Source organism: Vibrio sp. 1-Bac 57, assembly GCF_037546855.1.
Classification (GTDB): domain Bacteria; phylum Pseudomonadota; class Gammaproteobacteria; order Enterobacterales; family Psychromonadaceae; genus Psychromonas.
This window is the reverse complement of the sequence record NZ_JALAAC010000028.1, coordinates 42,571-55,865: the sequence shown is the minus strand read 5'-3', so window position 1 is coordinate 55,865 and position 13,295 is coordinate 42,571. Positions and strand designations below refer to the sequence as shown.

Below are 13,295 nucleotides of genomic sequence, written 5' to 3'. Positions count from 1 at the left end.
GCTTAAAGTCCAACCTATGATCTGTCATTAAGTGTTTTTGACTTAACCTTCTTTACCCTTCTTACCTTAGTGGTAAATCGCTTTTGACTTAAAACACCAAAATAACCACGAAGCGCTGCGCTACACGAAGAGTACGAAGGAAAAACGATAAGTTAGTCAAAAAAATCCACATTTATTATCTGTCATTAAGTGTTTTTGACTTAACCTTCTTTACCCTTCTTACCTTAGTGGCAAATCGCTTTTGACTTAAAACACCCAAATAACCACGAAGCGCTGCGCTACATGAAGAGCACGAAGGAAAAACGATAAGTTAGTCAAACAAATCCACACTTCTTATCTGTCATTAAGGGTTTTTGAACTAACCTTCTTTACCCTTCTTACCTTAGTGGTAAATAGCTTTTGAGTTAAAACACCAAAATAATCACGAAGCGCTGCGCTGCATGAAGAGCACGAAGGAAAAACGATAAGTTAGTCAAAAAAATCCACATTTATTATCTGTCATTAAGTGTTTTTGACTTAACCTTCTTTACTCTTCGTGCCTTCGTGGTAAATAGCTTTTGACTTAAAACACCAAAATAATCACGAAGCGCTGTGCTACACGAAGAGCACGAAGAAAAGCTATAATCAGCTCAAATTTTAGATATAAAAAAAGGTGCCGAAGCACCTTTTTTTCTAAAGCAAAATTAATTGCTTATATTTGCTACTTATTCACCAAAATCAACGGCGTTTAGTAAGTCAGCTAAGTTTTGCTCAGCTGCTTCAACATCGATAATTGGCTCAGCACTAACAGGTTCAAGCTCTTTCGCTTTAGCTGCGGCACGAGTACGGTGATGTGCAAAACCAGTACCAGCTGGAATCAAGCGACCTACGATTACATTCTCTTTCAAGCCATGTAATTGGTCACATTTACCTGCAACAGCTGCTTCCGTAAGAACACGCGTTGTTTCTTGGAAAGATGCCGCTGAAATAAATGATTCAGTTGCTAGTGATGCTTTAGTAATACCGAGTAACTGGTACTCAAACTTAGCTAAGTTTTTGCCTTCAGCTTCTAAGCGACGGTTTTCAATGATAACGCGTACAACTTCAGCTTGCTCACCCACTAAGAATGGCGTATCGCCAGCATCAGTGATGATACATTTACGTAGCATTTGGTTAACGATAACTTCGATATGCTTATCATTAATTTTTACACCTTGTAAACGGTATACTTCTTGTACTTCGTTAGTGATGTAGTTAGCCACTGGGCTAATACCACGTAGACGAAGGATGTCATGAGGAGACTCAGGACCGTCAGAAATAACCTCACCTTTTTCAATCTTCTCACCTTCGAAGATGTTTAGGTGACGCCATTTAGGGATCATCTCTTCGTAAACATCACCATTTGCTTGAGTGATCACTAGGCGACGCTTACCTTTGGTTTCTTTACCAAATGCTAACGTACCAGATACTTCAGCAAGAATAGCGGCATCTTTAGGTGTACGAGCTTCAAATAAGTCAGCTACGCGAGGTAGACCACCCGTGATATCACGAGTTTTTGAACTTTCTTGAGGGATACGAGCAACCGCATCACCAACTCGTACTTGAGCACCATCTTCAAGGCTAACGATTGCTTTGGCAGGAAGTGCATATTGCGCAGCAACTTCAGTACCAGGAATGAATAAATCATTACCTTTAGCATCAACTAATTTAGCCATTGGACGCATTTCTTTACCTGCACTTGGACGCTGTGCAGGGTCAATAATAACAATACTTGATAAACCAGTTAGTTCATCAGTTTGTTTATTAATAGTAATGCCTTCAATAAAGTCTAAGAACTCAACCGTACCTTCCACTTCCGTAATAATTGGATGTGTATGCGGGTCCCAGTTAGCAATGATTTCGCCAGCAGTGATTACTGCACCATCTTGCTTCTCAAGAACAGCACCATAAGGTAGACGGTGATTCTCTTTAGTACGGCCTAATTCATCAATAACGGTTAGCTCAGTTGAACGAGACGTTACAACTACTTTGCCATCAGAGTTAATTACAAACTTAGCGTTATGTAATTTAACTTTACCGGTATTTTTAACTTGGATATTGTTTTCTGATGCAGAACGCGATGCTGCACCACCGATGTGGAACGTACGCATCGTTAACTGTGTACCAGGTTCACCGATAGACTGAGCGGCCATAACACCAACTGCTTCGCCTTGACCAACCATGTGTCCACGAGCCAAATCACGACCGTAACATTGTGCACAAGCACCAAAGTCAGTATTACAAGTAATAACAGAGCGAACCCATACTTGGTCAACCGATGCTTCTTCGATTAAGTCACAGTATTTTTCATCAAGTAATACGTTACGTGCGATTAATACTTCGTTATCTGTACCTGGTTTAATGATGTCACGAGCAACAACACGACCTAGTACACGTTCACGAAGTGGTTCAACAACGTCGCCACCTTGAATTAACGGAGTAACTAACAGACCTTCAGTACTACCACAATCTTCTTCAGTAATAACTAAATCTTGAGCAATATCAACAAGACGACGAGTTAGGTAACCCGAGTTTGCTGTTTTAAGTGCGGTATCGGCTAGACCTTTACGTGCACCATGCGTCGAGATAAAGTACTGAAGTACGTTTAGACCTTCACGGAAGTTAGCTACGATAGGTGTTTCGATGATTGAACCATCCGGTTTAGCCATCAGACCACGCATACCCGCTAGCTGACGAATCTGAGCGGCACTACCACGTGCGCCCGAGTCGGCCATCATGTAAACGCTGTTAAACGAATCTTGCTGAACTTCTTCACCTTTCGCTGTTAAGACTGTGTCTTTAGAAAGGTTTTCCATCATCGCTTTAGCCACTTGCTCATTCGCACTTGCCCAAATATCGATAACTTTATTGTAACGCTCACCCGCAGTAACAAGACCAGCTTGGAATTGCTCTTGGATTTCTAGTACTTCAGCTTCAGCTTCTTCAACTAAGCGTTTCTTAGCATCAGGAATAACCATATCGTCGATACCAACAGAAGCACCTGACAATGTTGCGTACTCAAAACCTGTGTACATCAATTGGTCAGCAAAAATAACAGTGTCTTTAATACCTAGTAAACGGTAACAAGCATTTAGCACGTTAGAGATTGCTTTTTTGCCCATGTTCAAATCAACATGCTCGAATGGTAAACCTTCAGGCATGATTAAAGATAAGATGGCACGACCAATCGTCGTTTCAACTAAACCAGTTGTTGATGTACGAGATTTATCTTCTGCAATGTGTACCTGTGTCATACGAACTTTAACAATTGCTTGCAAGTCTACAACACCAGCACGGTATGCTTTTTCAGCTTCTTTTGCATTTTTGAAGTACATGCCTTCGCCACGCGCATTAATGCGAGTACGAGTCATGTAATACAAACCTAATACAACGTCTTGTGAAGGTACGATAATCGGCTCACCATTTGCAGGTGATAAGATATTATTCGTAGACATCATTAACGTACGAGCTTCAAGCTGTGCTTCAATTGTTAACGGTACGTGTACCGCCATTTGGTCACCATCGAAGTCGGCGTTGTATGCCGCACAAACTAATGGGTGTAATTGAATCGCTTTACCTTCGATTAATACAGGTTCAAATGCTTGGATACCTAGTCTGTGAAGTGTTGGTGCACGGTTAAGTAGCACTGGATGTTCACGGATAACACCTTCTAGGATATCCCAAACTTCACCACCTTCACGGTCAACTAATTTCTTAGCTGCTTTGATAGTAGTAGCAAGACCTAATGCTTCTAACTTACCGTAAACGAATGGTTTGAATAGCTCTAATGCCATCTTCTTCGGAAGACCACATTGATGTAAACGTAGAGTTGGACCCACTGTAATTACAGAACGACCAGAGTAATCAACACGTTTACCTAGTAAGTTTTGACGGAAACGACCTTGCTTACCTTTGATCATATCTGCAAGCGATTTTAGAGGACGTTTGTTCGAACCAGTAATAGCTCGGCCACGACGACCATTATCTAATAACGCATCAACAGACTCTTGTAACATACGTTTTTCGTTACGTACGATGATATCTGGCGCAGCTAGTTCTAAAAGACGTTTTAGACGGTTATTACGGTTAATAACACGACGGTATAAGTCATTTAGATCAGACGTTGCAAAACGTCCGCCGTCTAGTGGTACTAGAGGACGTAAATCAGGTGGTAGTACTGGAAGTACTGTTAAGATCATCCACTCTGGTTTGTTTGAAGACTGGTGGAAAGATTCTACCAATTTCAGACGTTTAGTTAATTTCTTACGGCGAGTTTCAGAATTAGTTGTTTCTAACTCTTCACGCATGCCTTTGATCTCGTGTTCTAGATCTAGGTCTTTAAGCAGTGCAAAAACGGCTTCAGCGCCCATCATTGCATCAAACTCATCGCCCCATTGCTCTAGGTTGTCCAAGTACTCTTCTTCAAGAAGAATTTGACCACGTTCAAGATCAGTCATACCTGGTTCAACAACCACGAATGATTCAAAATATAGGATACGTTCGATATCACGTAACGTCATATCAAGCATTAAGCCGATACGAGACGGAAGTGATTTAAGGAACCAAATGTGTGCAACAGGTGATGCTAATTCGATGTGTCCCATACGGTCACGACGAACTTTAGCTTGAGTTACCTCAACACCACATTTTTCACAAATAACACCACGATGTTTTAGGCGCTTGTACTTACCACATAAACATTCGTAATCTTTGATTGGACCAAAGATACGTGCACAGAACAGACCTTCACGTTCAGGTTTGAATGTACGGTAGTTAATGGTTTCAGGTTTTTTAACTTCACCAAAAGACCATGAACGGATCATTTCTGGTGATGCTAAACCGATTTTAATACCATCGAATTCTTTGGTTTTATTTTGTTGCTTTAAAAACTTGAGTAAGTCTTTCACGCTACTCTCCCATAGGAGTTAAAACTAGGCGTCTCAAAAAAAACGAGACGCCACATATTTTCAACTAAAACGAATTTTAGTTAGATTCATCTAGCTCGATATTGATGCTTAATGAACGGATCTCTTTCAACAATACGTTGAATGATTCAGGCATGCCTGGTTCCATTCTATGGTCACCGTCTACGATGTTTTTATACATCTTAGTACGACCGTTAACATCATCAGATTTAACTGTCAGCATCTCTTGTAGAGTGTAAGCAGCACCGTAAGCTTCAAGTGCCCATACTTCCATCTCACCAAAACGCTGGCCACCGAACTGAGCTTTACCACCAAGTGGTTGCTGAGTAACCAAGCTGTAAGAACCTGTTGAACGTGCATGCATTTTGTCATCAACTAAGTGATTCAGTTTTAACATGTACATGTAACCAACGGTTACTGGACGTTCAAATGGGATACCCGTACGGCCATCAGTTAATTGTAACTGACCAGACTCAGGTAAATCAGCCATGCGTAACAATTCACGGATTTCACTTTCGTGTGCGCCATCAAATGCTGGAGTCGCAACTGGTAAACCTTTGTATAGGTTTTTAGCAAGACGTAATACAGCTTCATCATCAAAGTCATTTAAGTCAACATGACACGGTGCATCACCGAATGAGTAAAGTTTTTGTACATATTCACGTACTTTGCTGATTTCAACGTCACGCTGATCTTTGATCATACGCTCTAGTTTCTCACCAACACCTTTACACGCTAGACCTAGATGTGTTTCAAGAATCTGACCGATGTTCATTCGAGATGGTACACCCAATGGGTTAAGTACGATATCAACTGGAACACCAAACTCATCGTGAGGCATATCTTCTACAGGTACGATGTTTGAAATAACACCTTTGTTACCGTGACGGCCGGCCATTTTATCACCTGGTTGTAGGCGACGACGTACCGCTAAGTAAACTTTAACAATTTTTTGTACACCCGGTGCTAAATCATCACCTTGTGTGATTTTACGACGTTTAATATCAAACTCTTTATCGTAGTTTGCTTTAATTTCGTCGTGTTGTGCATTGATTTGATCTAAAAGCGTTTGCTTCTCATCATCAGAAAGCACGATATCAAACCACTGAGCCTTAGGCATTTGTAGTAGACGCGCTTCTTCTTGACCAGCAGAAACTAATAGGTTTAATGCTTTTTCGTAAATAGAGCCTTCTAAAAGTTTAAACTTCTCAGTTAAATCTTTCTTCGCCGCTTTTAACTGCATTTCTTCAATTTCTAGTGCACGTTTGTCTTTCTCAACGCCGTCACGAGTAAAGACTTGTACGTCAATTACTGTTGCGTAAGTTGAGTTAGCTACGCGTAGAGAGCTGTCTTTAACATCAGACGCTTTTTCACCGAAGATTGCTCGTAATAGTTTTTCTTCTGGCGTAAGTTGAGTTTCACCTTTTGGTGTTACTTTACCTACTAAGATATCACCTGGTTTAACTTCAGCACCTACATAAACAATACCAGACTCATCTAGTTTGCTTAGTGCAGATTCACCAACGTTAGGGATATCGGCCGTGATCTCTTCAGTACCCAATTTAGTTTCACGTGCAATACATGAGAACTCTTGGATATGGATCGTAGTAAAACGATCTTCTTGAGATACACGCTCAGAAATAAGGATTGAATCCTCAAAGTTGTAACCATTCCAAGGCATGAAGGCAATCTTCATGTTTTGACCAAGTGCTAAATCACCCATATCAGTCGATGGACCATCGGCTAATACGTCACCGCGAACAATTGGCTCGCCAGGTTTACACGTTGGTTTTTGGTTAATACAAGTATTCTGATTCGAACGCGTGTATTTAGTTAAGTTGTAGATGTCGATACCGGCTTCACCAGCAACTAATTCATCATCAGCAACTTTAACTACGATACGAGATGCATCAACGTAATCAATTGTTCCGCCACGTTTTGCAATAATGGTTACACCAGAATCGATCGCTAGACGACGTTCAATACCTGTACCTACTAATGGCTTATCAGCACGTAGTGTTGGTACAGCTTGACGTTGCATGTTTGCACCCATTAAGGCACGGTTAGCATCATCATGTTCTAAGAACGGGATAAGTGACGCAGCAACAGAAATGATCTGTTGTGGTGACACATCCATGTAATCGATGTCGTTTGGTCCCATGAAGGTAGTTTCACCTTTATGACGACACTGGATCATATCTTCGTTAAGCATGCCATTTTCATCAAGACCGGCAGATGCCTGTGCGATAACAAATGTACCTTCTTCGATAGCTGATAAATATTCAACTTGATCAGAAGGTTTACCATCGATAACTTTACGGTAAGGTGTTTCTAAGAAACCGTAACTGTTAGTACGAGAGAAAGTAGCTAACGAGTTGATAAGACCGATGTTTGGTCCCTCAGGTGTTTCGATAGGACATAAACGACCGTAATGCGTTACGTGTACGTCACGTACTTCAAAGCCAGCACGTTCACGTGTTAAACCACCAGGGCCTAATGCAGAGATACGACGTTTGTGTGTTACTTCTGATAACGGGTTATTTTGATCCATAAACTGAGACAGTTGTGATGAACCAAAGAACTCTTTAACAGCAGCTGAGATAGGTTTTGCATTGATCAGATCTTGCGGCATAGTCGCATCAAGATCGCCTAATGATAGACGTTCTTTAACAGCACGTTCAACACGTACTAAACCAACACGGAATTGGTTTTCAGCCATTTCACCTACACAACGAATACGACGGTTACCAAGGTGATCGATATCATCAACTTCGCCATTACCGTTACGGATATCGATCAGTGTTTTCATTACACTTAAGATATCTTCGTTAGATAGAATGCCTGGACCTACATCGCCTTCAATATTAACGCGACGATTGAACTTCATACGACCTACTTTAGATAAGTCATAACGTTCTTCAGCAAAGAATAAGTTTTGGAATAAACCTTCTGCAGCATCTTTTGTTGGTGGCTCACCAGGACGCATCATACGGTAAACTTCTACTAACGCTTCTAAACGGTTAGTTGAAGAGTCAACGCGTAATGTATCCGAAATAAATGAACCACAATCTAATTCATTAGTGTAAATTGCTTCGAATTTTTTAATACCAGACTGTGCTAGCTCTGCTAATAATTCAAGCGTAAAGATATCATTTGCGTTAACAATGATTTCACCAGTTTCGCTGCTGATGTAATCTTTCGCTGACACTTTACCTTCTAGATGTTCGAATGGCACTTCAATGTGTTGTACGCCGTCTTTTTCAAGTTGACGAATATGACGAGCAGTAATACGTTTGCCCGATTCAACATAAGTTGTACCTTTACTCACGATGTCAAAGTTAAACTGCTCACCACGTAAACGGTCTGCAATTAATGCCATCGTAATAACACCATCTTTAACAACAAACTGAGTTGTATCAAAGAAGATGTCTAGGATTTGTTCTGTCGTGTACTCAAGTGCACGTAACATGATAGTCGCTGGTAATTTACGACGACGGTCAATACGAACAAATAAGTTGTCTTTCGGGTCAAACTCAAAATCTAACCAAGAACCACGGTAAGGGATAACACGTGCGTTATATAACACTTTACCCGAACTGTGTGTTTTGCCTTTATCATGATCAAAGAAAACACCAGGTGAACGATGTAATTGAGAAACAATAACACGCTCAGTACCATTGATTACAAAGGTACCATTTTCTGTCATGAGTGGCATTTCACCCATGTAAACTTCTTGTTCACGGATATCTTTAACCGTGCCTGCTGGCGCGTCACGATCATAAATAACAAGACGTAATTTTACACGTAAAGAGGCAGAGTATGTAACTCCGCGGATTTGGCATTCTTTTACATCGAATACAGGTTCACCTAAGCGGTAGCTTACGTATTGTAGCTCCGAAGTGCCTGAGTAACTCGCGATAGGAAAGATGCTGTTAAAAGCAGCTTGTAAACCTACTTCGCCAGTCGGATCGACTTCAATGTATCGTTTGAATGAATCTAGTTGAATCTCCAACAAGTATGGTTTTTCCATTACTTGTGGGCGTTTCCCGAAATCCTTACGAATACGTTTTTTCTCAGTATAAGAGTAACCCATGTGGTTCCTTTGCTCGCTGATTAAATTGGTCATAGTTGTCTTACTTGGTTTGAATCTTGTTGCATGACAACGGCGGCACATTATTTTGGTGTTAATGATGTTTTAAATGTCTATATTGCTTCTGTTTGAGCCTGTTTTTAAGGCGCAGCTTATATCGCTGACTTTATCGTTCGAAACAATATTGCAATAACATCACCTTAAGCGTCCGATGACCGTAAAAAATAATGATAAATCACGGTATCCTATAGCGCAAAAAGGCCGGTGATTAAATAATCACCAGCCAGTGCCATTTTCATGGCTAATAAGTTAGAAAATCTAACTTATTTAAGTTCAGCAGTTGCACCGATTTCAGCAAGCTCTTTCTGGAAAGCTTCAGCTTCGTCTTTCGAGATGCCTTCTTTCAATACAGCAGGGCAAGATTCAACAGCGTCTTTCGCTTCTTTCAGGCCTAGACCTGTGATAGCACGAACAGCTTTGATTGCTTTAACTTTGTTCTCACCGAAAGCAGTAAGTACAAGGTTGAATTCAGTTTGCTCAGCAGCAGCTTCGCCTGCAGCAGCAGGACCTGCAGCAACAGCAGCAGCAGATACACCGAATTTTTCTTCCATTGCTTCGATTAGTTCAACAACTTCCATTACAGATAGTTCTGCAACAGCATCAATGATTTGGTCTTTAGTAAGAGACATGAGTCAATTCCTATATATAGATTATAAAATGGTATTACAGCAATTACGCTGCAGATTCTTCTTTCTGGTCGCGAATTGCAGCCAGAGTACGTACAAGTTTGCCCGCTGCAGCTTCTTTCATAGTAGCCATCAGTTTCGCAATTGCTTCGTCGTAAGTTGGTAATGTCGCTAAACGGTCGATTTGATCGGCTTCAATAAATTCGCCTTCAAATGCTAGCCCTTTAATTTCAAACTTTTCATTAGCTTTAGCAAAGTCTTTTAAAAGACGTGCTGCTGCACCTGGATGTTCGTTTGAAAAAGCAAGGATAGTAGGACCTGTAAACGTATCTGCCAGACATGCATAGTCAGTACCTTCAACTGCACGACGTGCTAATGTATTACGAATTACTCGTAAAAATACACCGTTTGCACGTGCTTTTGCACGAAGTTCAGTCATTGCACCTACTGTTACGCCACGTGAATCAGCGACAACAGCAGACAGAGCGCCTTTAGCAGCTTCGTTGACTTCAGCAACAATAGCTTGTTTGTCTTCGAGTCTTAATGCCATTTGGTTTTACTCCTGGATTCCACTAGGTTTTACCCTAGATAAACACCCTCACCTAATGGTGAGGCACTATTTTGGTTTCGGATCCAGTAGAATAATCTTTCTGGGGTCCGGTACCGTCTACGCAGGAAATTAAGTCAAATCAGAGATTTAACACCTGCGGTCTAAGAAGAGACCTAAGGCCCTCCAAAGTAAGGTCGCATATTATACAAACAATATGCCACCTTGTATAGTGACTTGATGATTAATCATCAAATCACTACAAAAAATTACGCTACTACTGTTTCTAGAGTTGCTTGGTCAACTTTAAGACCTGCACCCATAGTTGTAGATAGAGAAACTTTCTTAATGAATTGACCTTTAGCACCTGATGGTTTGCCTTTTTTAAGCGCAATAATCAAAGCTTCTAGGTTTTCTTTAATCTGTTCAGCAGTGAACGTTGCTTTACCGATTGTAGAATGGATAATACCATTCTTGTCGTTACGGTAACGAACCTGACCAGCTTTAGCATTTTTAACTGCATCAGCAACGTTAGGTGTAACAGTACCAACTTTCGGGTTAGGCATTAGGCCACGTGGACCTAAGATTTGACCTAATTGACCAACAACACGCATAGCGTCTGGTGATGCAATTACTACGTCAAAATCCATTTCGCCAGCTTTAACTTTAGCAGCAAGATCGTCCATACCAACGATATCCGCACCAGCAGCTAGAGCAGCTTCTGCGTTAGCGCCTTGTGTGAATACAGCAACACGAACTTCACGACCAGTACCGTGTGGTAATACAGTTGCGCCACGTACGTTTTGATCACTACGACGAGGATCAACACCTAGGTTAACTGCAACATCAATGCTTTCGCTGAATTTAGCTGTAGCGAACTTTTGTAAAAGTGCTACTGCTTCATTGATTTCGTATTCTTTAGTTCCGTCAACTTCTGCACGGATAGCTGTCATGCGTTTAGATAATTTAGCCATTGTATTAACCCTCTACTTCCAGACCCATAGAACGAGCAGAACCCGCAATACAACGTACCATCGCTTCAAGATCGGCACCCGTTAAATCAACTTCTTTCGCTTTAGCGATTTCTTCAAGTTGAGCAACTGTTACTTTACCTACTTTATTTTTGTTAGGTACAGCAGAACCAGATTTGATGCCAGCAGCTTTCTTAAGTAAGTAAGATGCAGGTGGAGTCTTAGTTTCGAACGTAAAAGAACGGTCAGCATATACTGTAATTACTACAGGAACTGGCGCGCCTTTTTCTTGAGCTTCTGTTTTTGCATTGAATGCTTTACAGAATTCCATGATGTTAACACCGTGTTGACCAAGTGCTGGACCAACTGGTGGTGACGGGTTTGCCATACCAGCTGAAACTTGCAGCTTGATATATGCGGTTACTTTCTTAGCCATGATATATTACCTTTTTTTGGGTATAACGCTGAAAAAACTCAGCTTCCCGATGAATACATAAGTGACTGCATTATTGCAGCCTACTCGATCCTATTGAATTTGCCGTGTTAACTAAAGTTCTCACCACAAATAAAATGGGCGGCGAATTATAACTGTAAGCTACCTCATTTCACAAGATCTTTTGGTGTTTTTTTAACCTAATAACAATTACAGATGATTAAAAAAACAAAAAGCCAATAAGAATGACCTTATTGGCTTAGATAAGCATTAACAAATAACTGATTTGTTATAAATTAATTAGCTTTTTTCAACTTGAGAAAATTCAAGTTCAACTGGTGTTGCACGACCAAAGATAGAAACCGATACTTTTAAGCGGCTCTTATCGTAGTCAACTTCTTCAACTGTACCTGAGAAGTCAGCAAATGGACCATCACTAACACGAACCACTTCACCTGCTTCAAACAAAGTACGTGGACGAGGAGTATCGTGAGACTCTTGTAAACGGTTAAGAATATTATCCACTTCTTTTTGAGAGATAGGAGCAGGACGTTCTGCTGTACCACCAATAAAGCCCATTACACGGTCAATGCTTTTTACTAAATGCCAGCTGTCGTCGTTCATCGCCATTTCAACTAAAACGTAACCAGGGAAGAACTTACGTTCACTTTTACGTTTTTGTCCAGCACGCATTTCAACAACTTCTTCCGTTGGGACTAAGATTTGTCCAAAGTGCTCTTCCATTTCATTTAAACGGATGTGCTCAACTAATGTTTTTTGTACACGTCCTTCATACCCAGAAAAGGCTTGGACTACATACCATCTCTTTTTTTGAACTTCTTCAGTCATAATAAACCCTTAAATAGAGGTAGTGATAAACGCGATGAGGCGAACGAAAATGCCATCAAGACCCCACAATATCAAACCAACAATGGTTGATACCGCTAAGATGATTAATGTAGTTTGTACTGTTTCTTGGCGCGTTGGCCAAACAACTTTACGCACTTCAAGGCGCGCATCTTTAGCAAAACCAATAAACGTTTTGCCTTTTTCAGTAAATGCAGCAGAAAGAACGGCTAAAGCAGCTAATAATAAAAGTACTGCTACACGTAATACAACATGCGTTTCTTCGCCATATAAATAATTACCAACAATGATTGCTGCTAATAATAAAACGGTGATCGTCCATTTAACCCCATCGAATGAGCTTTTGCTGTTTTCAGAATTTACTGTTGTCATAACGCTTTTTATCCACTGTTAAAATTAATAATACCGACCCTAGCATCAGTTGCTAAGAGGTAAAACAACCACCTATTTAAAGCGATTGTTTAGTAGGTGAAAGACTGCTTTTATATTAAGCATAAGTCGCCACCTAAAAATAAAGCACGTAAGTATAAGGATTTTTCTGTCTTTTGTAACCTGATTATATATAAAAATAACAATTCTTATTGATAAAAGACAATCAAGCTACTTTTCTATTGCACTATCACCTAACCGTTACCTCTATCAAACAAAGAATTGAGGTAGTTTATCTTATCATTTGAATCTACGTTTTATATTAAGAAGCTTATGAAGAAACATGATTAAGAAACATTAACCTCAAACCTTGCACTTAGCATGGCTGT

General features: G+C 40.5%; 8 protein-coding genes. All 8 read right to left on the bottom strand.

Going from position 1 to position 13,295, the window contains the following annotated elements; translation table 11 throughout:
- Window positions 1-704: 704 nt before the first annotated feature.
- Entirely contained in the window at window positions 705-4,925 is a 4,221-nt protein-coding gene (gene rpoC, locus MT391_RS15805) for a DNA-directed RNA polymerase subunit beta' (RefSeq protein ID WP_499440723.1), read from the bottom strand.
- 76 nt (window positions 4,926-5,001) lie between these two features.
- The gene (gene rpoB / locus MT391_RS15800; protein ID WP_166372388.1) at window positions 5,002-9,036 is read right to left on the bottom strand and encodes a DNA-directed RNA polymerase subunit beta; all 4,035 of its coding nucleotides are present in this window, start codon (window positions 9,034-9,036) and stop codon (window positions 5,002-5,004) included.
- A 320-nt stretch (window positions 9,037-9,356) separates the two neighbouring features.
- Complete coding sequence (gene rplL, locus MT391_RS15795) at window positions 9,357-9,722, bottom strand: 50S ribosomal protein L7/L12 (RefSeq protein WP_028869210.1); 366 nt, start codon at window positions 9,720-9,722, stop codon at window positions 9,357-9,359.
- 43 nt (window positions 9,723-9,765) lie between these two features.
- The gene (rplJ, locus tag MT391_RS15790) at window positions 9,766-10,269 is read right to left on the bottom strand and encodes a 50S ribosomal protein L10 (protein WP_028869211.1); all 504 of its coding nucleotides are present in this window, start codon (window positions 10,267-10,269) and stop codon (window positions 9,766-9,768) included.
- Between the two features lie 266 nt (window positions 10,270-10,535).
- Window positions 10,536-11,240, bottom strand: a complete 705-nt coding sequence (rplA, locus tag MT391_RS15785) for a 50S ribosomal protein L1 (RefSeq protein ID WP_499498931.1) — start codon at window positions 11,238-11,240, stop codon at window positions 10,536-10,538.
- A 4-nt stretch (window positions 11,241-11,244) separates the two neighbouring features.
- The gene (rplK, locus tag MT391_RS15780) at window positions 11,245-11,673 is read right to left on the bottom strand and encodes a 50S ribosomal protein L11 (protein WP_028869213.1); all 429 of its coding nucleotides are present in this window, start codon (window positions 11,671-11,673) and stop codon (window positions 11,245-11,247) included.
- Between the two features lie 297 nt (window positions 11,674-11,970).
- Window positions 11,971-12,519 carry a transcription termination/antitermination protein NusG gene (gene nusG / locus MT391_RS15775; RefSeq protein WP_028869214.1) on the bottom strand — a complete coding sequence of 183 codons (549 nt, stop codon included), beginning with the start codon at window positions 12,517-12,519 and terminating at the stop codon, window positions 11,971-11,973.
- Window positions 12,520-12,528: 9 nt separating this feature from the next.
- Window positions 12,529-12,909 carry a preprotein translocase subunit SecE gene (gene secE / locus MT391_RS15770; RefSeq protein WP_028869215.1) on the bottom strand — a complete coding sequence of 127 codons (381 nt, stop codon included), beginning with the start codon at window positions 12,907-12,909 and terminating at the stop codon, window positions 12,529-12,531.
- Between the last annotated feature and the right edge of the window lie 386 nt (window positions 12,910-13,295).